Annotated in this window: 22 protein-coding genes and 2 tRNA genes; 6 read left to right on the plus strand and 18 right to left on the minus strand. The window is 70.2% G+C overall.

The window, feature by feature from the left end:
* Positions 1-30: 30 nt before the first annotated feature.
* The 8 genes from QFZ50_RS11640 to QFZ50_RS11675 form a co-directional block, all read right to left on the minus strand.
* Complete coding sequence (locus QFZ50_RS11640; protein WP_307086790.1) at positions 31-1,110, minus strand: UDP-N-acetylmuramate dehydrogenase; 1,080 nt, start codon at positions 1,108-1,110, stop codon at positions 31-33.
* A gap of 8 nt (positions 1,111-1,118) precedes the next feature.
* Positions 1,119-1,559: a MaoC family dehydratase gene (locus QFZ50_RS11645; RefSeq protein ID WP_307084332.1), complete on the minus strand. Its 441-nt coding sequence runs from the start codon at positions 1,557-1,559 to the stop codon at positions 1,119-1,121.
* 2 nt (positions 1,560-1,561) lie between these two features.
* On the minus strand, positions 1,562-2,011 hold the full coding sequence (locus QFZ50_RS11650) for an FAS1-like dehydratase domain-containing protein (RefSeq protein WP_307084334.1): 450 nt from the start codon (positions 2,009-2,011) through the stop codon (positions 1,562-1,564).
* A gap of 85 nt (positions 2,012-2,096) precedes the next feature.
* Complete coding sequence (locus QFZ50_RS11655) at positions 2,097-2,327, minus strand: hypothetical protein (RefSeq protein ID WP_307084336.1); 231 nt, start codon at positions 2,325-2,327, stop codon at positions 2,097-2,099.
* Positions 2,328-2,359: 32 nt separating this feature from the next.
* On the minus strand, positions 2,360-3,304 hold the full coding sequence (locus QFZ50_RS11660; RefSeq protein WP_307084337.1) for a DUF2797 domain-containing protein: 945 nt from the start codon (positions 3,302-3,304) through the stop codon (positions 2,360-2,362).
* A gap of 50 nt (positions 3,305-3,354) precedes the next feature.
* Positions 3,355-4,404: an ATP-dependent DNA ligase gene (locus QFZ50_RS11665; protein ID WP_307084338.1), complete on the minus strand. Its 1,050-nt coding sequence runs from the start codon at positions 4,402-4,404 to the stop codon at positions 3,355-3,357.
* 112 nt (positions 4,405-4,516) lie between these two features.
* Entirely contained in the window at positions 4,517-5,083 is a 567-nt protein-coding gene (locus QFZ50_RS11670) for a type 1 glutamine amidotransferase domain-containing protein (RefSeq protein ID WP_307084339.1), read from the minus strand.
* A gap of 108 nt (positions 5,084-5,191) precedes the next feature.
* Entirely contained in the window at positions 5,192-5,776 is a 585-nt protein-coding gene (locus QFZ50_RS11675; protein ID WP_307084340.1) for a helix-turn-helix domain-containing protein, read from the minus strand.
* A 92-nt stretch (positions 5,777-5,868) separates the two neighbouring features.
* Here QFZ50_RS11675 and QFZ50_RS11680 point away from each other — a divergent pair, with 92 nt between their 5' ends.
* The 3 genes from QFZ50_RS11680 to QFZ50_RS11690 all read left to right on the plus strand — a co-directional run bounded on the left by QFZ50_RS11680 (position 5,869) and on the right by QFZ50_RS11690 (position 8,829).
* Positions 5,869-6,906 (plus strand): NAD(P)/FAD-dependent oxidoreductase, encoded by a 1,038-nt coding sequence (locus QFZ50_RS11680; RefSeq protein WP_307084341.1) that lies wholly within the window; start codon positions 5,869-5,871, stop codon positions 6,904-6,906.
* Between the two features lie 51 nt (positions 6,907-6,957).
* Positions 6,958-7,587: a class I SAM-dependent methyltransferase gene (locus QFZ50_RS11685; RefSeq protein ID WP_307084343.1), complete on the plus strand. Its 630-nt coding sequence runs from the start codon at positions 6,958-6,960 to the stop codon at positions 7,585-7,587.
* 72 nt (positions 7,588-7,659) lie between these two features.
* Positions 7,660-8,829, plus strand: coding sequence for an RtcB family protein (locus QFZ50_RS11690; RefSeq protein ID WP_307084345.1), 1,170 nt, complete (start codon positions 7,660-7,662; stop codon positions 8,827-8,829).
* Positions 8,830-8,893: 64 nt separating this feature from the next.
* Here QFZ50_RS11690 and QFZ50_RS11695 read toward each other — a convergent pair whose 3' ends face one another.
* The 8 genes from QFZ50_RS11695 to QFZ50_RS11730 all read right to left on the minus strand — a co-directional run bounded on the left by QFZ50_RS11695 (position 8,894) and on the right by QFZ50_RS11730 (position 16,747).
* Complete coding sequence (locus QFZ50_RS11695; RefSeq protein WP_307084347.1) at positions 8,894-9,682, minus strand: endo alpha-1,4 polygalactosaminidase; 789 nt, start codon at positions 9,680-9,682, stop codon at positions 8,894-8,896.
* A 96-nt stretch (positions 9,683-9,778) separates the two neighbouring features.
* Positions 9,779-9,852: transfer RNA gene (locus QFZ50_RS11700), tRNA-Met, on the minus strand.
* 54 nt (positions 9,853-9,906) lie between these two features.
* A tRNA-Thr gene (locus tag QFZ50_RS11705) sits at positions 9,907-9,978 on the minus strand.
* A gap of 125 nt (positions 9,979-10,103) precedes the next feature.
* Entirely contained in the window at positions 10,104-12,023 is a 1,920-nt protein-coding gene (locus tag QFZ50_RS11710) for a DEAD/DEAH box helicase (RefSeq protein ID WP_307084349.1), read from the minus strand.
* Between the two features lie 331 nt (positions 12,024-12,354).
* The gene (locus tag QFZ50_RS11715; protein ID WP_307084351.1) at positions 12,355-13,011 is read right to left on the minus strand and encodes an MOSC domain-containing protein; all 657 of its coding nucleotides are present in this window, start codon (positions 13,009-13,011) and stop codon (positions 12,355-12,357) included.
* A 57-nt stretch (positions 13,012-13,068) separates the two neighbouring features.
* Entirely contained in the window at positions 13,069-13,743 is a 675-nt protein-coding gene (locus QFZ50_RS11720) for a response regulator (RefSeq protein ID WP_307084355.1), read from the minus strand.
* On the minus strand, positions 13,740-15,419 hold the full coding sequence (locus QFZ50_RS11725) for an ATP-binding protein (RefSeq protein ID WP_307084357.1): 1,680 nt from the start codon (positions 15,417-15,419) through the stop codon (positions 13,740-13,742). The genes QFZ50_RS11720 and QFZ50_RS11725 overlap by 4 nt, the downstream gene beginning before the upstream one ends.
* Positions 15,419-16,747: a glycosyltransferase 87 family protein gene (locus QFZ50_RS11730; protein ID WP_307084359.1), complete on the minus strand. Its 1,329-nt coding sequence runs from the start codon at positions 16,745-16,747 to the stop codon at positions 15,419-15,421. The genes QFZ50_RS11725 and QFZ50_RS11730 overlap by 1 nt, the downstream gene beginning before the upstream one ends.
* A 147-nt stretch (positions 16,748-16,894) precedes the next feature.
* Here QFZ50_RS11730 and QFZ50_RS11735 point away from each other — a divergent pair, with 147 nt between their 5' ends.
* Both QFZ50_RS11735 and QFZ50_RS11740 read left to right on the plus strand, forming a co-directional pair.
* Positions 16,895-18,097, plus strand: coding sequence for an amidohydrolase (locus tag QFZ50_RS11735; RefSeq protein ID WP_307084361.1), 1,203 nt, complete (start codon positions 16,895-16,897; stop codon positions 18,095-18,097).
* Between the two features lie 12 nt (positions 18,098-18,109).
* Positions 18,110-18,535: a hypothetical protein gene (locus QFZ50_RS11740; protein WP_307084363.1), complete on the plus strand. Its 426-nt coding sequence runs from the start codon at positions 18,110-18,112 to the stop codon at positions 18,533-18,535.
* A gap of 103 nt (positions 18,536-18,638) precedes the next feature.
* Here the strand turns inward: QFZ50_RS11740 and QFZ50_RS11745 are convergent, their stop codons facing one another.
* Both QFZ50_RS11745 and QFZ50_RS11750 read right to left on the minus strand, forming a co-directional pair.
* Positions 18,639-19,802 (minus strand): cystathionine gamma-synthase, encoded by a 1,164-nt coding sequence (locus QFZ50_RS11745; protein WP_307084364.1) that lies wholly within the window; start codon positions 19,800-19,802, stop codon positions 18,639-18,641.
* Positions 19,803-19,832: 30 nt separating this feature from the next.
* A complete protein-coding gene (locus tag QFZ50_RS11750) occupies positions 19,833-21,209 on the minus strand; it encodes a cystathionine beta-synthase (RefSeq protein WP_307084366.1) in 1,377 nt (458 codons plus the stop codon).
* 124 nt (positions 21,210-21,333) lie between these two features.
* Between QFZ50_RS11750 and QFZ50_RS11755 the strand changes: the two genes are divergently transcribed.
* Entirely contained in the window at positions 21,334-22,497 is a 1,164-nt protein-coding gene (locus tag QFZ50_RS11755; protein ID WP_307084368.1) for an SLC13 family permease, read from the plus strand.
* Positions 22,498-22,513 lie beyond the last annotated feature (16 nt).

Here is a 22,513-nt window from a genome sequence, read left to right on the forward strand (position 1 = left end):
CCGCGCCCCGTTGCACCACGCGGAGGAGGCCTACAGGGTGCAGTTGATCAACAGCGGCTCCGGCTCCAGCCGGATACCGAACGCCTTCTCCACGCCGTCACGGACCAGGCGGGCCACGGCCAGGAGATCCGACGCCGATGCGCCTCCCCTGTTGGTCACGGCGAGCGTGTGCTTCGTCGACAGCGACGCACGCCCGCCCGCCGCGGCATGTCCGTCGTCGTCGGCGAGTCCGAAGCCCTTGGAGAAGCCGGCATGCTCGATCAGCCAGGCAGCACTGAGCTTCACCCGACCGTCCCGCCCGGAGGGGTACCGCGGAGCGTCCTCCGGCAGGCGGTCGGCGACGTCCTCGGTGACGATGGGGTTCGTGAAGAACGAGCCGGTACTCCGGGTGTCGGCGTCCGGTCCGTCGAGCACCATGCCCTTGCCCCGTCGCAGCTTGAGCACTTCCCGCCGCACGTCGTTCGCGTAGGCACGGGCTCCGACGTCGATGCGGAGCGCACGGGCGAGCTCCGCATACCGGATCGGCTTGCTCAGGCGTCCCAGTCCGAGCTGGAACTCGACCGACAGCACCACGTAGCGCGGCGAGCCGTTCACCGTGCTGCGCTTCAGGAGGGAGTCGCGGTAGCCGAACTGCAACTCGAAGTTGGTGAAGCTCTTGATGCGGTCGGTCTCGCGGTCGTAGGTCCGCACGGTGGCGATGGTCTGGGAGACGTCCGCGCCGTAGGCCCCGACGTTCTGCACGGGCGTGGCGCCCGTGGACCCGGGGATACCGGAGAGCGCCTCGAGTCCCGAGAACGCGTGCATCACGGTGTAGCGGACCAGGTCGTCCCAGTCATGGCCGGCCTGCACGTTGACCATGACGCCGCCGCAGGTCGCGTCGTCGTCGTTGACCGTGAAGCCCGTGGACCTGATGTGCACCACGGTGCCGTCGAAGCCGTCGTCGCCGATCAGCAGGTTGGACCCGCCGCTGATGATGAGCAGCGGCTCACCGACCGCATCCGCCGCACGGACCGCCTCCACGATCTCCTGCTCGGTCGAGACCTCGACGAGCGTCCGCGCAGGACCTCCGACGCGCGCGGTCGTCAGGTCCGCGAGGCGCGTCCCCGTCATCGGGGCCGTCATGGAAGCCTCACCACGGCCTGCGCCTTCACGAGGACCTTCTGCCCCGCGAACGTCACGGTGAGGTCGATGCGGGCCGTGGACGCGTCCGCGTCGACCGCACCGACGACGCCGGCCACCTCGACGACCGCCCCGGGCTCGCCGGGCTGCGCCGTGGTGTCGTCGACGACGACGGGCTTGGTGAAGCGCGTCTGGTAGTCGACGACAGCGGCCGGGTCTCCCACCCAGTCGGTCACGAGCTGGACGGCGGCACCCATGGTGAACATGCCGTGGGCGATGACACCGGGCAGTCCGACCCCCTCGGCGAAGGCCTGGTTCCAGTGGATGGGGTTGAAGTCGCCCGATGCCCCGGCGTACCGCACGAGGTCCTGCCGGGTGATGCCGATGGTGGTGGAGCCGATCTGCTGACCGACCTCGAGGGTCGCGAGTGACACTGCCATGGTTACTGGTCCTCTCCGCGGACGAGGATCGACGACGTCGTGGTGGCCGTCGGTTCTCCGTCGATGGTGGTGATCTCGGCCCGTGTGGTGATCATCGCCCCGCCCCCCATGGCGCGCACCTGGTCCACGTGCAGTTCGGCCACCAGCTGGTCCCCGGCGATGATCGGCCGGTGATGGATGAAGCGCTGGTCCGCGTGCACCACGCGGGTGAAGTCGATGCCGGCGCTCGGGTCGCCGATGAGCTGCGCATCGGCCCGCTGGGCCACGATGATGGCGAACGTGGGCGGCGCCACGAGGTCGGCGTGACCGAGAGCAGCTGCGGCGTCGACGTCGTAGTGCGCACGGTGCGTCGCCTTCACGGCCCGCGCGAAATCGCGGATGGCCTCACGGCCCACGGAGTAGGTCTCTCCCGCGGGGTAGCTGCGCCCCTGCAGGTCGGGATTGATGGTCATGGGTCCTCCGATGGAAGCGGCGTACGGCATTACCTGCGGTACGTGGGCGGTGGGGGTACGACGCCGGGCGCCGACCGGTAGCGGGTCAGCGCTGGTCCTTCATGCGGCGGCGGACGTCGCGCGAGCGGACCACCATGCCCGCCAGGTGGCACACCATGCCGACGACGATGATCGGGATACCCGTGAACACGAGGGCACCCTGCCCGGTGGCCGCTCCGATGACCGCGATGACGATACCGATCGCCGTGGTCACCAGCGCTGAGACCACCAGCTTGCGGTACAGGTCCGAACCGGTCTCCCAGGGCGTATTCAGCATGATCCGATTCTACTGCCGAGCGGGACCGGCTCTCAGAACAGGGCTTCCTGGACGGCAGGGACCGCTGTGCTGAAGTCCCCGAATCGCAGGCGCCTCGCCTTGAGCTGCGCGAGGTCCGCGACGAACAGGAGATCGGTGCCGTCGATCGTCACGACGGCCGAGGGCCCGATGACGTCGGCCACGGTGAATCCGTGCTGCCCGCGGTCCAGCGGATCCGGGTACGGCTGCAGGCCCCTGCGGGAGAGCATCGCGGACCAGGTCGACGGCGGGTCGAACTCCTCGTGCACGACCTCGAAGCCCTCGACATCCATGCCGCCCTGGAACAACCCCCTGGCCGCCAGGGCGAACCCGTCGTTGATGCGCTGGAGCTGCACCGCAGGAAGGGGAGCGCACAGCGACGCGGCCTTCGTCCCGGACCTCACGGCCTGCTGGAGGCCGACGCTCCGCGTCACCTCGTCCTCGAGGACCCGCACCACCCGACCGTCGTCGGCGAGCGCCACGAACTGCGCGACGACGGCGCCCTGCTCCACGAGGCGCGCGTACTTCCTCGGGTGCGATGCCGTCCCTACCTTGGTGGAGCCGTCGGCGAACGTCGCGACATACAGCCAGTGGGGCTGGTCGAGGTAGCGCTTCAGGCCCGCCGGAGCGATCCCGGAGCGATGGATGTCGTGCATGAACCGAACATCGTCCTGGGCGAAGCACCGTGCGCACTGGGAGCCCCGATCGGCCGGAGCCTGATCCGCACACGGCACCCAGGTGCGATCATCGCGCCCGTGCACCCGATGGAATCCGAGGCAGTACCGCCCTGCTGCCGCAACCTCGAACGCCAGCCGCGTGCCGGGGGCGAGGGCGAGCTCGCGCAGGCCCTGTTCCGCCGCGGGAGTGCCGACGGCGGACGCCTCGGGCACCTCGCGCAGCGACAGGACCCGCCCGGCACCGTGCCAGGTCACGCCGCTGCAGAGATAGGTGGAGCTCACGTGGCCAGCCTAGGCGCGGGCACCCCCACTATCGGTCGGAGACCCGGCACTCACGCGAGCACCCTGCTGAGGTCGTACGCCGCCGGGAGCTCCAGCTGCTCGAAGGTGCAGGAGCGCGCCTCACGGTCGGGCCGCCAGCGGTCGAACTGCACCGTGTGCCGGAAGCGGTCGCCGTCCATCTGGTCGTACCGCACCTCGACGACGCGCCGCGGCCGGAGCCTGATGTAGGACACGTCCCGCGCTGAGGCGAAGCGGCTGCGCTCGGTCTCGCCCAGTTCGGCCTCGCCGTCGTCGTTGCGCAGCACATCGGCGTCGAGCTCCTCGACGAGTTCCAGCCTCCGCCTGTCCGAGAACGCCGAGATCCCGCCGACGTTCCGCAGCTCGCCGGCGTCGTCGTACAGCCCGAGCAGCAGCGAACCGACGCCCTGCCCTGACTTGTGCACCCGGTAGCCCAGCACCACGGTGTCCGCGCTGCGGTGGTGCTTGACCTTGAGCATGCGCCGCTTGTTCGGCTCGTACGCGGCGCCTAGCGGCTTCGCCACCACGCCGTCGAGGCCCGCGCCCTCGAACTCGACGAGCCAGCGCCGCGCCACGTCGACGTCGTGCGTGACCTGCGACAAGTGGACCGGGGACGAGAAGGAGGTGCCGATGTCCGCCAGGGAGCGGCGCCGCTCGGCGAAGGGTACGGCCGTCAGATCGTCGTCCCCGACGGCGAGGAGGTCGAAGGCCACGAACGACGACGGCGTCTCCTCGGCCAGGAGGCGCACCCTGCTCTCCGCGGGGTGGATGCGCTGGGACAGGGCGTCCCAGTCCAGCCGTTCGGCGCCGGGTTCACCCCGGCGCACCACGATCTCCCCGTCCACGACGCAGCGCGCCGGCAGGTTCTCGAGCAGGGCCTCGACGAGTTCGGGGAAATAGCGCGTCAGTGTCTTCGAGCCGCGGCTGCCGATCTCGCAGGTGCCGTCCTCGATCTTCACGATCGCACGGAAGCCGTCCCACTTCGGTTCGTACACGAGGCCACCCGGAGCACTGCCGGGTTCGGGGACGGCATCCACGGCCTTGGCGAGCATCGGCTGGATGGAGAAGGGCAGGTCGGTCATGCCCTGATCGTGCCGCACCGGACGTGTACTTGGCTATCCGCGGGACGGCTGCGCCGGTGCGCAGCCATCCCGGGTCGACGTGACGGGAGGGTACCGCGGGCCGACCGTGCGGCTATGCCGTCTGGCCCTCGTGGGGGCCTTCCGCGATCTCCTCGAGGAGCTTGTCGTTGAAGGCCTCCAGGTCGCCGGGACTGCGGCTCGTGACCAGACCCTGGTCCACGACCACCTCCTCGTCGCTCCAGTTGGCACCGGCGTTTTTCAGGTCCGTGGCGAGCGTGTGGTAGGACGTCAGGTCGCGTCCGCCGACCACTCCTGCCTCGATGAGCAGCCAGGGCCCGTGGCAGATGGACGCCACGGGCTTGTGCTGCTCGAAGAAGGCCCGGGTGAAGGCCTGTGCGTCCTTGTCGACGCGCAGGAAGTCGGCGTTCACCACCCCGCCCGGCAGGACCAGTGCGTCGTAGTCGTCGGCGGACGCGTCGGCGACCGCCAGGTCCACCTCGAACGTCTCGCCCTTGTCCACGCCGTCGAAACCCTGCAGCGTGCCGGTCTTCGGCGACACGAGCGTCGGGACACCGCCTGCCTCCTTGACCGCGTTCCACGGACTCGTGAGTTCGATCTGCTCGACTCCGTCCGTCAGCAGGAATGCGACCTTCTTGCCTGAGATGTCGTGTTCGGACATGCTGTTCTCCCTTGCGTAGAGCGTGCGTGTCGTACCGTTTCCAGCCTAGGAACGCGCCAAACGATAAGCAAGCTGGCTATTCGCTCCCCGACGACGCCTTGCGGCGGTTCACGACCGCTTCGGCCGCGCACGGAGGTGCATCCGCTCCCCCTGCCGGCCGAAGAGACTGATGAGTTCCACGGCCCGTCCGTCCGCGCTCGCGAACCAGTGGGGCGTACGCGTATCGAACTCGGCCGCCTCCCCGGGCCCGAGCACGAAGTCGTTCTCGCCCAGGACGAGCCGGAGGGACCCGTCCAGGATGTACAGCCATTCGTAGCCCTCATGCACCCGGAGATCGGGCTCCGTGCCGCGCGCATCCCCGGCGAGCACCATCTTGTAGGCCTGTACGCCGCCGGGACGCCGGGTCAGCGGGATCGCCGTCATCCCGTGATGCGTGATGGGCCGCAGGTGCACGCGGGGGTCCCCGGCGGGCGGCGCACCCACGAGGTCGTCGAGCGGCACGCCGTACAGCTGCGCGATGGGCAGCAGGATCTCCAGGTTGGGCCTTCGCTGCCCTGATTCGAGCCGGGAGAGCGTGCTCACGGAGACCCCCGATGCGGCGGACACGTCACCGAGCGTCAGGTTGCGTTGGGTCCGGAGTGCCCGGAGGCGGGGGCCGACGGCGTCGAGCACCGCGTCGAGATCCGAGGTCATGGCCCTTATCTTGCCATACCAGCAACAAACATTGCCACGGTTGCGCTTCCGGCGGATGCTTGGACCATTCGCACAAGAGAACGGATCCCACCATGGCACCCACCAGCCGACCCCTGAAGGACCGCTACGACGTCGTCGTCATCGGAGGCGGGGCCGCCGGCCTGAGCGCCGCGGTCACGCTGGGCCGCGCGCTCCGATCGGTGATCGTCGTCGACGACGGCCGGCCGCGCAACGCTCCCGCCCGCGGAGTGCACGGCTTCCTCACCCGCGAGGGCATGAGCCCGCGCGCCCTGCTCGACGCCGGCCGCACCGAGGCGGAGTCCTTCGGCGCGACCCTGGTCGACGCCGGAGCCGTCGCGGTGCGGCACACCGGTGAAGGCTTCACCGTGGACCTGGCCGACGGCCGAAGCGTGAGTGGCCGGCGGTTGCTCGTCGCCACCGGCCTCACCGACGGGCTGCCGGCCATCCCCGGACTGCGGGAGCAGTGGGGTGCCGGCGTCGTGCACTGCCCCTACTGCCACGGCTACGAGATCCGTGGCCGGAGCATCGGCGTGCTCGGCACGGGTCCCCTGTCCGTCCACCAGGCCCTCCTGTTCCGGCAGTGGTCGGACGACATCACGTTCTTCCTCAACGACACCGTCCTGCCGAGCGACGACGACTGGGACCGGCTGGCTGCCCGCTCCATCCGCGTGGTCGACGGCGCCGTCGTGTCCGTGGACGCGGCGGACGGCGTCCTGACGGGGGTGACCGTGGAGGGTGGCACCGTTTTCCCGCTGCAGGCCCTCGCCGTCGGGACCCGCATGGAGGCCCGGAGCACCCTGCTCGAACCGCTCGGGTTGGTGGCACAGGAGCACCCGACCGGTATGGGGCACTCCCTCGCCGGCGGCCCCATGGGGTCGACGTCGGTGCCGGGCCTCTTCGTCGCGGGGAACGTCTCGAACCTCTCCGCACAGGTGATCGTCGCGGCGGCCGAGGGCACCATGGCGGGCGCCGCGATCAACGCCGACCTCGTGCAGGAGGACACGCCTGGGCCGTCGAGGGCTTCCGGGGGCCGTTTTCACCCCCGACGGAGGCGGAGGTCTCGGAGCGCGTCCTTGGCCGGCGTCGCCACGGGCTGGATGATGGGGTGACCGGCGGTGCCCTCGCGCCCGCCGGTTCGAGGCCTGGGGAAGGGGTCCGCCGTGCTGGTTGAGTACACGCAGGAGTTCTGGGACGACCGCTACCGGCAGCGCCCGCGCATCTGGAGCGGCCTGCCGAACCGGCAGCTCGTCTCCGTCGCGGAGACCCTGCCGCCGGGCCGGGCGCTCGACGTCGGCTGCGGGGAGGGAGCGGACGCCGTCTGGCTCGCCGCGCGCGGGTGGCACGTCCTCGGCGTCGACGTCTCCGCCGTCGCGCTCGACCGGGCCCGCGCACAGACCCTGGAACTCGACGCGTCGGTCGCGGAGCGGCTCGCGTGGCGTCAGGTGGACCTCCTGGCCTCGCCGGACCTCCCCGACGGCCTCAACCTCGTCTCCGTCCAGTTCATGCACCTGCCGGACCCGGAGCGCTCCCGGGTGTTCCGTGCGCTGGCGGCGCTCGTCGGCGTCGGCGGCAGCCTCCTGATCGTCGCCCACGATCCGTCGGACCTGCACTCCGGCGTGGGACGGCCCCATCAGGCCGATCTCTTCCACACGCCGCAGGAGATCGCCGGTCTGCTCGACGACGCGTGGGAGGTCCGCGTGTGCGAGTCCCGTCCGCGGGTCGAGCGGACGGCGGACGGCCGCGACGTGAGGATCAGCGACGCCGTGGTGCATGCGGTGCGCCTCCGCTGAGGCGTGCGCAAGGGCCCGGGTGGAAGTCCGCACCACGTGCGGTGCCACCCGGCCCCTCGATAGCCTCGACGGATGCAGTGGATCACGGAGAAGTACGTCAATTTCGCGAGCGTCATCGACGACGCGACACTCGCGCAGAACCGGATGACGAGCTCCATGCCGTTCGTGTTCCCGCACTTCGCCTCCATGCCCGACGCCCATCTGGGCCTGGGCTGCGCCGTCGGGTCCGTCCTGCCCACGCTCGGTGCGATCATCCCGGCGGCGGTGGGCGTGGACATCGGCTGCGGCATGGTCGCCGTCCGGACGGGCCACACCGCCCGGGACGTGGCGCGCCTTGACCGGCGGGTGCTGCGGGAGGCGATCGAACGGGCCGTGCCCCTCTCGGCCGGCAACAACAACAAGCGCGTGAGCGCCTCGGCCCAGCCCCGCATCGACGCCCTCGAACGGGACGCCCGGTCCGCCGGCTTCGACCCCGCCGACTACGTGAAGCAGTGGCGGCTGCAGCTCGGGACGCTCGGGTCGGGCAACCACTTCATCGAGGTGTCCCTCGACGAGGAGGACGACGTCTGGCTGTTCCTGCACTCGGGGTCACGGGGCATCGGGAACCGGATCGCCCAGCACCACATCCGGGCGGCGCAGGACCACTGCGCCCGGCACTCCATCAGCCTCCCCCACCAGGACCTCGCCTACCTCGAGGAGGGGACACCCGCGTTCGACCGGTACATCGGCGAGCTCCTGTGGGCACAGAAATTCGCCCTGCTCAACCGCGAGGAGATGATGGACCGGGTCGTGCGGCAGTTCACGGACTGGGTGGGCGGCCCGGTGGAGGAACGCGAACGGATCAACTGCCACCACAACTACACGCACCGCGAGACCCACTCCGGGAAGGACGTCTGGCTCTCACGCAAGGGCGCCATCGCGGCGGACCCCGGCCGTCCCGGGCTCATCCCGGGCTCGATGGGGACCCGGTCCTACGTGGTCACGGGCAAGGGGAACAGGGAGGCCATGGACTCGGCGCCGCACGGGGCCGGCCGGGAGTACTCGCGCACCAGGGCACGCAAGACCTTCACACAGGACCAGCTCCGCGCAGCCATGCGCGGCATCGAGTTCAGGGACACCCCGGCGTTCCTCGACGAGATCCCGGCGGCCTACAAGGACATCGACGTCGTCATGCAGGACGCACGCGACCTGGTGGACGTCCGCCACACGCTCCGGCAGATCATCAACGTCAAGGGCGACTGAGCCGCGGGCGCGTATCGTCCTCCGCCGCGCGGCCGACGCGGGACCCGGCGGTGTCCACCGGACCTCAGCAGGCCCGGTAGAGGTACCCGGGATCGTCCGGTGGAACCAGCTCCCGGTCGCGGAGCACCGTCGACGCCGGCCGGTCCGTCACGTCACACGGATCCCCGATGCCGGACTCCTCCGGATACTCGATCGCCAGGACGGCCTCGCCATAGACGTCCCGGTAGGCCGCACATTCCTGGAACTCGATGCACTGCTCGGCGACGGCGAAGTCGAACCCGGCCTCCTTCAGCGCCGCGGAGTCCTCCGCTGCGTTCTTCTGTCCCACCAGCAGGCCGAGGCCGTGGGCCCTGCCTGCCAGCGTCGTCGCCAGGTCGAGGTTGTCGGCGAGGGTCAGACGCCCCCCGGACCGGGCGTAGGAGTCCAGGTTGTCCAGTTCGACGGCGTCGAACCCGCGGTCGGCACACGACTGCAGTCCCGTCCCGATCCTCTCGGCGATGGACGCACGCCTGGCCTCGGTCCCGGTGTCGAGGAAGTACTCGTCGGGCCAGGCCGGGTCCGCCACGGGCACGCCGTCGACCTCGAGGACGAGGCCACCGGCCAGCCAGGGGCCCTGCTCCCCGGGCTGTGTCTGGAACGCGTTCAGGTAGCAGACCGAGTACAGGCCGTCGGCCGGGTCGTCGGAGGCGTCACGGACGACGACGCCGACGCCCTCCGGCGGCGCGTAGGCACCGCCGAGCTGGTAGTCCACCCGGGCGCCCTCGGGAAACCCTGCCGTGCCGGTCTGCGGCGAGCACGCCACGAGGACGGGCACGGCGAGCACGACGGTGCCCAGGCTTCGAAGGATCCCCATCCGGCTACCGTAACCCCGACCCCGGAGGATCCGTGTCCGGAGAACCCCTCCGGACACAGAGAAGGCCCCGGAACCGGGGTTCCGAGGCCTTGCCTGTAGCGGTGGTGGGACTCGATCCCACGACCTCACGATTATGAGTCGTGCGCTCTAACCAGCTGAGCTACACCGCCCTAAATGAGGCTGCCCGCACCGATCCTAGGATCGTCACGGGCCCCTCATTCATGAGCCCCCCACCGGAATCGATCCGGTGACCTCGTTCTTACCAAGAACGCGCTCTACCACTGAGCTAGGGGGGCAACAGCAAGAAACTTTACCAGCACCCTGCCGCTGAAGTGAAATCGACAGCCGCCCGAACGGGCGGACCCCGATTCCGCGCCGGGCCCGTGCGTGCACGGGCCCGGCGGGGTCGCCTAGCTAGGTCCTACCACTGCTCGGACTGGGCGCTGGAGCGCCCCGATCCGGCGCCGGCACCCTTGCCCTGGCGGGGCTTGCGGTTGGCCTCACCCGTGAAGCGGGTGTCGCCGTCGCGCTTCGGGAAGTCCTTCTTGAAGGGCTTCTTGAACTCGCCCGCGCCGCGGTTGCCCGCGGGCTTGCGGCCCTTGTCGAGCTCGAGGTGGATGAGCTCGCCGCCGATGCGCGTCTTGGACAATGCCCGCAGCTGGTCCTTCGACAGGTCTGCGGGGAGCTCCACGAGGCTGTGGTCCGCACGGATGTCGATGCCGCCGATCTGCGAGGAGGACAGGCCACCCTCATTGGCGATCGCACCGACGATGGAGCCGGGCATCACACGCTGGCGACGGCCCACCGCGATGCGGTAGGTGGCGTTGCCCTCGGTGAGGGTGCGCGTGGGGCCACGCGACCCGAAGGCGTCCTTGCGTCCCTCGGCGCGCTCACGCTGGCCGGCGGGAGCGACGGGGATGTCCTGCACGAGGATCGGCTGGCCGCCCTGCGCCATGACGGCGAGTGCGGCAGCGATCTCCGCGGCGGGGACGTCGTGCTCCCGCTCGTAGTTCGCGATGAGATCGCGGAACAGGGACACGTCCTCGGTGGCCAGGGTCTTCGTGATCTTGTCCGCGAACTTGCCGAGGCGCAGCTCGTTGATCGTTGCCGTGGAGGGCAGCTGCATCTGCTCGACGGGCTGGCGCGTGGCCTTCTCGATCGAACGGAGCAGGTACTTCTCACGCGGGGTGATGAAGAGGATCGCGTCACCCGAACGGCCGGCACGGCCCGTACGGCCGATGCGGTGCACGTAGGACTCGGTGTCGTGCGGGATGTCGTAGTTCACGACGAGCGAGATGCGCTCCACATCGAGGCCACGGGCTGCGACGTCCGTGGCGACGAGGATGTCGATCTTGCCGTCACGCAGGGCCTCGACCGTGCGCTCACGCTGCTGCTGGGGGATGTCTCCGTTGATGGCTGCAGCCGAGAAGCCCCGTGAACGCAACTTGTCCGCCAGGTCTTCGGTAGCCATCTTGGTGCGGACGAAGGCGATGATGCCGTCGTAGTCCTCCACCTCGAGGATGCGGGTCATCGCGTCCAGCTTGTGCGGGCCCATGACCTGCAGGTAGCGCTGGCGCGTGTTGGTGCCCGTGGTGGTCTTGCCCTTGACCGAGATCTCGGCCGGATCGTTCAGGTACTTCTTGGCGATGCGGCGGATGGCGGGGGGCATGGTCGCGGAGAACAGTGCAACCTGCTTCTCCGCCGGCGTCGAGGAGAGGATCTTCTCCACGTCCTCGGCGAAGCCCATGCGCAGCATCTCGTCGGCCTCGTCGAGCACGACGTACTCGAGGTTGGACAGATCGAGCGAGCCCTTCTCGATGTGGTCGATCACGCGGCCGGGGGTACCCACGACGACCTGCGCGCCGCGGCGGAGCCCGGTGAGCTGGGGGCCGTAGGGCGATCCGCCGTAGACGGGGAGGACGGTGAAGCCCTCCATGTGCTTGGCGTAGGACGTGAAGGCCTCGGCCACCTGCAGTGCGAGTTCGCGGGTCGGTGCGAGCACCAGGACCTGCGTGTTCTTGCTGGGGCCGCCGTTGACGTCGGCGAGCTCTGCCATCTTCGACAGCGCGGGGATGGCGAACGCGGCGGTCTTGCCGGTACCGGTCTGCGCGAGGCCGACGACGTCGCGGCCTTCGAGCAGTGCCGGGATGGTGGCGGCCTGGATGGGTGACGGCTTCTCGTACCCGACGTCGGACAGTGCGGCGAGGACGCGACCGTCGAGGTTCAGGTCGGTGAAGCGGACGGTGACGCCGTCGTCGTCGGACTCGACAGCGGGGACCGCTGCGGTGGCTTCGGCGTCGGGCGTGGTGTCGGTGACGTTTTCGAACAGGTTTTCAGGCACGGGAAAGAGTCCTCCAGATAGGTGCCGGACGGCCTGGCGGGAGACCGCAGGGCCGAGTGAACGTAGAAATCCGGCACTGTTTCAATCCCGCGGCAGGACTTCCTGTCACACCTGTTCTCTGCTCTCACAGCAGTGATGTGTGACTTTTCTTCTCGCCGGCGCTCCCTGATGAATCTGCTCGCGAGTCTTCGCTCCGAGCCCCAACACAACCTATCCGGCCCTAAGGGGCGGAAATAAAGGGAATACCGGTGTGGGGGATACCTCCAGTCTACGGCACGTCCGCCCCCCTCCGTTCACCGGAGAGGTCGCCCGGCGCGTGACCTTCGGCACGTCAGGCCGGAGCGGGTACCCTCAGCCCCTGCAGCGCGGCCTTGCGCACCTGCGGGGTGAGGGCGAGGTGACCGGCCGCTGCGGCGTCGAGCAGCCGCTGCGCCTGCTGCCCGTCGAGCCCCGCGTACACCTGCGCCGCGGTGACCCCGTGCTCGGGGACGCTGACGAGGCGGACGGCGTCGCCCGCGGTGATCGCGCCCTTCGACACGACGCTCAGGTACGTGCCGACGCGGTTGGCCTCCGCGAAGCGCCGGACCCAGGACCGCTCCCCCAGGTAGCGTGCGAAGTTCACGCACGGCGTGCGCGGCATGGTCGCCTCGAGCACCACCTGGGCGCCGATGGCCCAGCGTTCGCCGATCACGGCGTTCGAGGCGTCGATGCCGGCCACGCGGAGATTCTCCCCGAAGAGGCCCGGCGGGATGTCGCGTCCCAGATCGCGGGCCCAGAAGTCGGCGTCGTCCTGCGCGTAGGCGTAGAGCGCCTTCACGGGACCGCCGTGGTGCTTGCGGCTGGCCTGCACGTCGCCGGTGAGGCCCAGCGGGTGGACGTTCACCGGCCCCTCGACCGGGCGCTTGTCGATCGCGGTCACCCCCGTGGAGTCCTTCGTGGGCAGCAGTGCGTGCACGCGACAGACGGCGAGGAGGGTGCCAGTGGTCATGGCGACCATCCTATGCGGCGCCGCCTGCCTCCCGCCCCGCGGCCCACGACTCGCGGCTCACGGCTCGAACCGGTAGCCCATGCCGCTCTCGGTTACGAAGTAGCGGGGCGAGCCCGGATCGGGTTCGAGCTTCTTGCGCAGCTGCGCCATGTACACGCGGAGGTACTGCACGTCCTTGGCGTAGGCGGGACCCCAGACGTCGAGGAGGAGCTGCTGCTGCGAGACGAGCCGGCCCGGGTGCGCGATCAGCCGATCCACGATCTTCCACTCCGTGGGCGTCAGCCGCACGTCCTTCCCGTCCCTCACCACGCGGCGGGCCCCGGCGTCGAGCAGGAAGTCAGGGGTCTCGAGCACGGGCGCGTCGGCCTCGACGGCGGCACGCCGGGCCGCCGCGCGGAGCCGCGCGAGCAGCTCGTCGAGGCCGAAGGGCTTGGTCACGTAGTCGTCGGCGCCGGCGTCGAGGGCATCGACCTTGTCCTGCGACCCGTGGCGGGCCGACAGCACGATGATGTGCACCTGCGACCACCCGCGGATCCGGCGGATGACCTCCACCCCGTCGAGGTCCGGCAGGCCGAGGTCCAGCACGATGATGTCCGGATGGTGCTCCGACGCGGCGGCGAGCGCTGTCTCGCCGTCGACCGCCGTGACGCACTGGTAGCCGTAGGCTCGGAGGTTGATCTCCAGGGCGCGGAGGAGCTGCGGTTCGTCGTCGACCACCAGCACGCGCGTCACCGGCCCGCTCCTGTCGAGATGGGCAGGCGGATCACGAGCGTGAGCCCGCCGCCCGGTGTCTGCTCGGCGTCGAGGACGCCCCCCATGACCTCGGTGAACCCCTTGGCGACGGCCAGGCCCAGCCCCACACCGGCGCCCGACGGCGCGTCGTCGAGGCGCTGGAACGGGCGGAACATCGTGGCGACGTCGTCCCGCGACACGCCCTGGCCGTGATCGATGACGCGCAGTTCGCTCGCGGGGAAGTCGTCGATGAGCGCCCTGCCGGTTCCCCCGATGGAGGCCGTGACCTCGATCAGCGAGTCCGGGGCGTACTTCACGGCGTTCTCGACGATGTTCGCGAGCACCCGCTCCAGCAGCCCCGGGTCGGCCTCGATGGCCGGCAGGTTCGGCGGGATGGACACCCGCACGCGGTCCTCGGGCACATTGGCGAGGGCGGGTCCGACGACGTCCGTCCACTTCAACGGCTGCACGTGCGCGTTCACGGCGTCCCCGCTGATGCGCGACATATCGAGGAGGTTGTTCACGAGCGCGTCGAGCCGGTCCGAGTAGTCCTCGATGGTCTCGAGCAGTTCGTCCTCGTCCTCCTGGGAGAAGCTGACGTCGGACCGCCGGAGGCTGCTGACGGCGAGCTTGATACCGGCGAGCGGTGTCCGCAGGTCATGGGACACCGAGCGGAGGATCGCCGTGCGCATCACGTTGCCCTCCACGAGCCGGCGGTTAGTCCGGGTGCTCGCGAGGAGTTCCTGCCGCTGGAGCATGGACCGCAGCTGTCCGGCGAACGCGGTCAGGAGGCCGCGGTCCCGTGCCGACAGCTGGTGCCCGTACAGTGCGAGCGAGAAGTCGCCGTCGACGGGTTCGAGCACGGTGGCGGTGTCGACGGTCCAGACGTCCGGAGGCGTCGAGCCCTCCTGCGCTCCGGCACCCGCTCCGGCACCCGCTCCGACGGCCTGCGTCACTCCCGGCCGGACCCCCTGCCCGGGACTCTGTTCCGGAGTCCGCCCTGGACCCCGCTCTGAACCCTGCTCTCGACCCGGGGGGACGGTGTCGGGGCGCCGTGATCCGCCCGGGGTGTCCGCCGGGCGCGGCAGGGCCCGGACGGCGAGGGCCTTGCGCTCCCGCACGGCAGCCCTCGATGGAGTGCCCGCTGGACCGGCGTCCTGCGGCTCCGCCGGCCCGAACAGCGCCACGGCCTCGACGTCGAACTGGGCCTGGACATGGCGCAGGAAACCCTGCAGCGTGTCCTCCTCCGCCAGGGCACCGCGCGCCAGCTCCCCGAGCAGTGCCGCCTCCTGCTGCGCGAGGACCGCCTCCCGCGACCGGCGGGCGGAGAGCCCGACGACGAGTGACACCGTCGTCGCGACGGTGATGAAGATCAGCACCGTGAGCACGTTCTCCGCGTCGGAGATCTCGAGCGAGCCGAAGGGCTCAGTGGAGGTGTAGTTCAGGATGATGCTGCTCCACAGGGCGGCCAGCAGGGCGGGCCACAGGCCTCCGATCAGGGCGACGGCGATGACACCTGCGAGCTGGAACAGGACATCGACGGCGAGCAGCGAGTTGCCCGCCATGAAGACGCCGACCTCGAGCAGCGGGGGCAGGATCAGGGCGACCGCGCAGCCCGCGATGACCCGCGGACGGCTGACGGGAGCCGCGAGGGTACGCCGGGCCGTCGCGACCATCAGCGGTTGCGGAGGCCGGGGGCGGCGTCGACGCTGTCCGCCGGGTCCGCCGCACGGCCGGATCCCGGCACCTGCCCGGTCCCCGCGCCGGCCGCGCGCAGCTGCAGGGTCCGTGACAGGAGGACCCAGAAGACGGCGATGGCGAGGGCGCAGAACACGCCCGCACTGGAGGCCATGAGCCAGCCGGTGGTCAGCTGCGAGTCCAGGTCCTCTGCGCCGAGCAGCAGGCCGATCGTCTTCGGCGAATAGACGAAGACCAGGAGGGTGACCACGAGGAGGACGGCCGCCGACGCACGGTAGGACCGCAGCTCCGCCGGCAGCTTCGCGGCCTGACCGGCGAGCACGGCCAGCACCAGGACGATCCACACCCAGTGGTGGGACCACGAGATGGGCGAGATCAGCAGCATGAGCAGCGACGTCATGGCGATCGGCAGGAAGCGGTCCCCGCGGCGTGCCGAGGTCCGGATGACGTAGGCGGTCGCGGCGACGAGCAGGAGTGAGAGAACGAGCCACGGGACCGTGGCGGGGAAGTCGGGCCCCAGGAAGTGGAGGATGGCGCCGCGGACCGAGAGGTTGTCCACATAGCCCTCACCGCCGATCCGTCCGGTGTCGCGGAGCATCTGCAGCCAGTACGTCGTCGACTCGGCCGGCAGGAGGAGGAAGCCGAGCGCGATGGTCCCGAGGAAACCCGCGGCCATGGTGAAGAGCTGCTTCCACTCGCCGCGCACCAGGAAATACAGGCCGAAGACCAGCGGCGTCAGCTTGATGCCGGCGGCGATGCCCGTGAGCAGACCCGTGGGCATCCGCCGGTGCGGGCCGGAGAGCAGGTCGGCGGCGATCATCGCGAACAGCAGGATGTTGACCTGCGAGAAGGCCATGGTCTCGCGCCACGGACCGAGCAGGCAGACCAGGCCGGTCCCCGCGATCGCGAGGGGCAGTGCCGTGGGATGGGCGACCACGTCCCGCAGGCCGCGGAAGCCGCCGAGGTACCGCGTGATCAGCAGGGACGTCACGGCGGCGATGAGCACGGACACGCCCACGAAGAGGACGGCGCCGGTCTCCGCGCTCACGAGTGTCAGGACGGTGAACCCCAGGGCGGCGAACGGCGGGTAGGTGAACAGGAGCGAGCCCTCGCCCTCGCCGAAGGACCGCGTGTAGAGGGAGCCGTCGCCGTCGACCACGGACTGCCCGCCCATGCGGTAGACCCTGAAATCGAGACCGATGAAATCGGCCCAGGCGAACGCCCAGACGGCCAGGGCCCCTGCCACGACCACCGCCGCGACGAGGCCCAGCGCCCGGACCGTCGCCGGGGTACTGCGCTGGCTCATGCTTTCCTTCCGAAGGGCGGGGTCCTTGTACCGGCCGGGTGGAACCCCGGGAACGGCTCATCCAGTGTAGGCACGGCCCCCGGGGTACCGCCCGCGGGCGGGTATGTTGGAAATCACCCTGCCCGACCCCGAAAGGCTCCTGCACCGATGCCCTCCTCCAGCGGAACCACCCCCGCCGCACCCATCGCCATCACGAATGCGCACGTCGTCCCGATCGACGGCGAGCCCTTCGACGGCACCGTCCTCGTCGAGGACGGCCGCATCTCGGCCCTCGGCCCCTCCGTCGAGGTGCCCGACGCCGCCACCGTGATCGACGCCGGCGGCAAGTGGCTGCTCCCCGGCTTCGTCGACGCCCACGTGCACCTCGGTACGCACGAGGAGGGCGAGGGCACGGCCGGCGACGACACCAACGAGATGACCGAACCGAACACCGCCGGCGTCCGTGCGATCGACGCGATCAATCCCTACGACCCCGGGTTCGACGACGCCCTCGCCGGCGGTGTGACCACGGTCAACGTGAACCCCGGCTCCGGCAACCCGATCGGCGGTCTCGCCGTCGCACTCCACACGCACGGGCGCTACCTCGAGGAGATGGTGCTGCGCTCCCCCAGCGGCCTGAAGTCCGCGCTCGGCGAGAACCCGAAGCGCGTGTACGGCGGCAAGGGCAAGATGCCGTCCACACGCCTCGGTACCGCCCTCGTCATCCGCGAGGCGTTCATGAAGGCCCAGAACTACATGGGCAAGGCGGACGAGAACGCCCGCGACCCCCACCTCGAGGCCCTCGCCATGGTCCTGCGGCGCGAGATCCCCTGGCGCCAGCACGCGCACCGCGCGGACGACATCGCGACCGCCCTCCGGATCGCCGACGAGTTCGGGTACGACCTCGTCCTCGACCACGGCACGGAGGCGCACCTCCTCGGCGACGTGCTGGCGGAGCGTGGCACCCCCGTGCTGATCGGGCCCCTGTTCACCACGAAGTCCAAGGTGGAGCTGCGGGGCCGCTCCATCGCCAATCCCGGCAAGCTCGCCCGGGCCGGCGTGGAGATCTCGATCATCACCGACCACCCCGTGATCCCGATCAACTTCCTGGTGCACCAGGCAACCCTCGCGATCAAGGAGGGCCTGGACCGGGAGACGGCGCTGCGCTCCATCACGATCAACCCCGCGAAGGTCCTCGGGCTCGCGGACCGCCTCGGTTCGCTCGCCGTCGGCAAGGACGCGGACCTGGTGCTCTGGAGCGGTGATCCGCTCGACGTGATGCAGCGGGCGCTGCAGGTGTGGATCGGCGGCACGGAGGTCTACTCCTACGACACCGGGACCCGCAGCGGCACCGTAGCGCCGCGGGGCTAGGCGGCCGCACCGATGGGTCCCCGGACGGAACCGCTGCCGCCACGGCCGTTTCCGCTGCGCGCGGCGATCATCCTGGAACTCGTGATCTCGGTGCTGCTGCTCATCGCGGCCGGCACCTTCATCACGTCGGCCGCGGTGCAGGACCTCGAGCGGGCAGGCTTCATCGGGCTCGGGGCGCTCTTCGGGGCACTCGCCGTCCTGCAGCTGCTCCTCCTGCTCCCGCTGCGCCGGGGCAGGAGGAGCGCCCGCGAGCTGCTGAGCACCATCGGGATCATCGTCGGCGTGCCCGTCATCGTCCGCGGGACGCCGGGCCTGTCCCTGATCGCGGCGGCGATGCTCGTCGCGGTGCTGCTGCTGTGGCTGCCGCAGAGCAGCGACTACTTCCAGCTGACCCAGCCGAAGGCGAGGAAACGCTTCCGGTTGCCGGGTTCGCGCTAGCGCCCGGACCGGCACGTCCGGGCGCCAGCGGCCCGATGCCGGATCGCCCCGGTCCGGACACACGAAGGGCCCCTCCGGCAGGAGGGGCCCTTCGCATCAGGAACTAGCGCAGGGAAGAGATGGCCCGCTCGAGATCCGCGATCAGGTCCTCGAGGTCCTCGATCCCGACGGACAGGCGGACCAGGTTCTCCGGGACCGCCAGTTCGGTGCCCTTGACCGATGCGTGCGTCATGTCGGACGGGTAGTTCATCAGCGACTCGATGCCGCCGAGGGACTCCGCGAGCAGGAAGACGTGCGTCGATTCGGCGACCTTCTTCGCGGCCTCCGCCCCGCCCTTGAACGTCACTGAGATCATGCCGCCGAAGTCCTTCATCTGGGCTGCGGCGAGGTCGTGGCCGGGGTGCTCGGGCAGACCGGGGTAGTAGACGCGCTCCACCTCGTCCTGGTCCTGGAGCCAGCGGGCGATCGCCGTGGCGTTCGAGGAGTGCCGGTCCATGCGCACGCCGAGGGTCTTGAGCCCACGGGTGGTGAGCCAGGCCTCCATGGGTGCGGACACGGCGCCGACGGCGAACTGGATGAAGCCGATCTTCTCGGCGAGCTCGTCGTCGTTCACGACGACGGCCCCGCCGCTGGCGTCCGAGTGCCCGCCGATGTACTTGGTCGTCGAGTGCACGACGACGTCCGCACCGAACGTGAGCGGCTGCTGCAGGTAGGGCGAGGCGAACGTGTTGTCGACCACGAGCAGGGCACCGGCGTCGTGCGCGAGCTGCGCGGTCGCGGCGATGTCGGTGATCTTCATCATCGGGTTCGACGGCGTCTCGACCCAGACCATCTTCGTGTTGTTCGCGGCGATGGCGGCCCGGACGGCGTCCGGGTCCGCCATGTCCACGGCCGTATTGGTGATGCCCCACTGGGACAGGACGCGGTCGATCAGGCGATACGTGCCGCCGTACGCGTCGTTGCCGAGGACGATGTGGTCGCCCGGCCGGAGGGCGGCACGGATCAGCGCGTCCTCCGCAGCGAGGCCCGACGAGAAGCTGAAGGCATGGCTGCCGCCCTCGAGCGCCGCGATCTGGAACTGCAGCGCATCACGGGTGGGGTTGGTGCCGCGCCCGTACTCGTAGCCGTTGCGCAGCTTGCCGATGCCGTCCTGCGCGAACGTGGTGGTCTGGTACAGGGGCGGGATCACCGCTCCCGTCGTGGGGTCGGGGGTCTGGCCTGCGTGGACGGCCCGGGTGTTGAAACCCTGGGCGTTCGGGTGCGTCACGATGCTCCTGAGGATCCTGGTGGGAGTGGGCTACTTGCTCATATATGTCAGCAAGTCATGGCGCGTAAGAATTCCCACCGGCGACCCGACGAACGTCACCATCAGCGTGTCGCTGTCCTGGAGACGCTCGCGGGCGGTGCCGATGGACTCCAGCGACCCGATGAGGGGCAGCTTCGCGTCCATGTGCTCCGAGATCTTGTCCGTCAGCTTCGCCTCGCCGTGGAAGATCTTCGCGGTGAGGGACCGTTCGTCCACCGAGCCCAGCACCTCGCCCATCTTCACCGGGGGTTCCTGCGACAGCACGGGGACCATGGACACGCCGTACTGGTCCATGAGCGAGATGACGTCGCGGACGGTCTCGGTGGGGTGGGTGTGCACGAGGTCGGGCAGGGAGCCGCTCTTGGTGCGCAGCACCTCCGCGACGCTCGCGTCGTCACCGCCGGCCAGGAAGCCGTAGGACCTCATCCAGTCATCGTTGAAGATCTTCCCGAGGTAGCCGCGGCCGCCGTCGGGCAGGAGGACCACGACGACGTCGTCGGCGGTCAGGTCCTTGGCGACGCGCAGTGCCGCGACGACCGCCATGCCGCAGGATCCGCCGACCAGCAGGCCCTCCTCGCGGGCGAGGCGCCGGGTCATCTCGAAGCTCTCGGCATCGGTGACGCCGTGGATCTCGTCGGGAACCGAAGGGTCGTAGGAATCGGGCCACATGTCCTCGCCGACGCCCTCGACGAAGTAGGGTCGCCCGGTCCCGCCCGAGTAGATCGAGCCGTCCGGATCGGCGCCGATGATGCGCACGGGCCCGCCGGCGCGGTCCGCGGAGACCTCCTTGAGGTACCGGCCGGTACCGGTGATGGTCCCGCCCGTGCCGACGCCGGTGACGAAGTGCGTGAGCCTGCCGTCGGTGTCGTTCCAGATCTCGGGGCCGGTGGTCTCGTAGTGGCTCAGGGGCCCGTTCGGGTTGGAGAACTGGTCGGGCTTGTAGGCGCCGGGGATCTCGCGGACGAGCCGGTCGGAGACACCGTAGTAGGACTGGGGGCTGTCGGGTGCGACGGCGGTCGGGGTCACCACGACCTCCGCACCGTAGGCCTTGAGGACGTTGCGCTTGTCCTCGCCCACCTTGTCGGGCACCACGAAGACGCACTTGTAGCCGCGCTGCTGGGCGACGAGGGCGAGCCCGACACCGGTGTTGCCGGAGGTCGGTTCGACGATGGTGCCGCCGGGCTTGATCTTCCCCTCGGCCTCGGCGGCGTCGATGATCTTCGCCGCGATGCGGTCCTTCACCGACCCGCCCGGGTTGAGGTACTCGACCTTCGCGAGGACGGTGGCTGCGATGCCGTCGGTGACGGAGTTGAGCTTGACCAGCGGGGTGTTGCCGATCAGGTCAACAATGGAATTGGCGTACTTCATGCCTACAACGCTACCGGCTGCCGCGCCCAGCGCCGCGCCGCCGTTACGCCGCAGGACGCTGAACGGCCCGGCGCCGGACGCCCCGGGAGTCGTGCGATACTTTCCCGCGGAACGGAGGCCGCCCTTGACTCGTCGGACTGTCCTGCGCGCGGTCCTGCCGGCCCTCGCCGTGGCGTGCGTCGTCAGCGGGCTGCTGCCCGGTCCGGACCTGCTGGAACTATGGACCCGGATCTGGCCGATCCTGCTCTTCGTGACCGCCATGACCGTCGTCACGGACCTCCTGTTCTCCGCAGGGGTCTTCGAGCGCGTCATCTCGGCCTCGGCGCGCCTCGCCCGCGGCCGCGTCCTCGTCCTGTGGCTCGTCACCGTGCTCCTCGCCGTCGTCTGCACCGTCTTCTTCTCCCTGGACACGACGGCGGTCCTGCTCACCCCGCTCGTGGTGCTCCTCGCGCGCCGGGCCGGGTTGCCGCCGTTGCCGTTCGCGGTGACGATCGTGTGGCTCGCCAACACGGCGTCGCTGCTCCTCCCCGTGTCCAACCTCACCAACCTGCTGGTGCAGGAGAAGCTGCAGCTGAGCCCGGCCGCCTTCGCCGGGCTCGTGTACGGGCCGGCGATCGTCGGCGTCGTCGTGCCGTGCTTCGTCCTGTACGCGATCTTCCGGCGACAGCTCTCGGGGAGCTTCTCCCCCGCCCCTCCACGCGCCGCCGAGGACCGGGTGCTGCTGCGCTGCGGCTACGCCGTCCTCGCGCTCCTCCTCCCCGCCCTGGTCAGCGGCATCCCGGTGGCGCTGAGCGCGAGTGCCGCCGCCGTCGTCCTGGCCGTCCTCTTCGCCATCCGGCGCAGGGGTGCGCTGACCGTCCGGCTGATCCCCGTCAACCCGCTCGTCCTCGCCCTCAGCCTCTTCGTGCTCGTCACGGCCGCACAGGTGCAGGGCCTGGCCGCCTTCGTGGCACCGCTCGCCGGGGAGGGAGAGGGGCTCGCGGACCTGCTGCAGCTCGCCGCCGTCGGCGCGGCAGGCGCCAACGCGGTCAACAACCTGCCGGCCTACCTCGCCCTGGAACCGGTCGCCGGGTCCCCGCTCCGCCTCGCGGCGCTGCTGATCGGGGTGAACCTCGCCCCGCTGGTCACGCCCTGGGGATCGCTCGCGACGCTGCTCTGGGCCGAGCGGCTCCGCTCGCTCGGCATCACCATCCGGTGGGTGCCGTTCGCCGTGGCCGGCCTCCTGGTCACCGCCGTGCTGCTGCCGTCGGCCGTCGTCGTGCTGTGGTTGCTGGGGGCGCGAGCCTAGGCTGGGACGAGACGCC

Origin of the sequence: Arthrobacter agilis (genome assembly GCF_030816075.1) — a bacterium.
Lineage (GTDB): Bacteria > Actinomycetota > Actinomycetes > Actinomycetales > Micrococcaceae > Arthrobacter_D > Arthrobacter_D agilis_E.

Bases quoted from the DNA above. Each gene is read 5' to 3' on its own strand.
- QFZ50_RS11740 (WP_307084363.1), top strand. From the start codon at position 18,110: ATGGGTCCCCGGACGGAACCGCTGCCGCCACGGCCGTTTCCGCTGCGC.
- QFZ50_RS11650 (WP_307084334.1), bottom strand. From the start codon at position 2,011: ATGACCATCAATCCCGACCTGCAGGGGCGCAGCTACCCCGCGGGAGAG.
- QFZ50_RS11670 (WP_307084339.1), bottom strand. From the start codon at position 5,083: ATGTCCGAACACGACATCTCAGGCAAGAAGGTCGCATTCCTGCTGACG.
- QFZ50_RS11675 (WP_307084340.1), bottom strand. From the start codon at position 5,776: ATGACCTCGGATCTCGACGCGGTGCTCGACGCCGTCGGCCCCCGCCTC.
- QFZ50_RS11680 (WP_307084341.1), top strand. From the start codon at position 5,869: ATGGCACCCACCAGCCGACCCCTGAAGGACCGCTACGACGTCGTCGTC.
- QFZ50_RS11695 (WP_307084347.1), bottom strand. From the start codon at position 9,682: ATGGGGATCCTTCGAAGCCTGGGCACCGTCGTGCTCGCCGTGCCCGTC.
- QFZ50_RS11730 (WP_307084359.1), bottom strand. From the start codon at position 16,747: ATGAGCCAGCGCAGTACCCCGGCGACGGTCCGGGCGCTGGGCCTCGTC.
- QFZ50_RS11750 (WP_307084366.1), bottom strand. From the start codon at position 21,209: ATGAAGTACGCCAATTCCATTGTTGACCTGATCGGCAACACCCCGCTG.
- QFZ50_RS11640 (WP_307086790.1), bottom strand. From the start codon at position 1,110: ATGACGGGGACGCGCCTCGCGGACCTGACGACCGCGCGCGTCGGAGGT.
- QFZ50_RS11655 (WP_307084336.1), bottom strand. From the start codon at position 2,327: ATGCTGAATACGCCCTGGGAGACCGGTTCGGACCTGTACCGCAAGCTG.
- QFZ50_RS11735 (WP_307084361.1), top strand. From the start codon at position 16,895: ATGCCCTCCTCCAGCGGAACCACCCCCGCCGCACCCATCGCCATCACG.
- QFZ50_RS11725 (WP_307084357.1), bottom strand. From the start codon at position 15,419: ATGGTCGCGACGGCCCGGCGTACCCTCGCGGCTCCCGTCAGCCGTCCG.
- QFZ50_RS11665 (WP_307084338.1), bottom strand. From the start codon at position 4,404: ATGACCGACCTGCCCTTCTCCATCCAGCCGATGCTCGCCAAGGCCGTG.
- QFZ50_RS11715 (WP_307084351.1), bottom strand. From the start codon at position 13,011: ATGACCACTGGCACCCTCCTCGCCGTCTGTCGCGTGCACGCACTGCTG.
- QFZ50_RS11645 (WP_307084332.1), bottom strand. From the start codon at position 1,559: ATGGCAGTGTCACTCGCGACCCTCGAGGTCGGTCAGCAGATCGGCTCC.
- QFZ50_RS11690 (WP_307084345.1), top strand. From the start codon at position 7,660: ATGCAGTGGATCACGGAGAAGTACGTCAATTTCGCGAGCGTCATCGAC.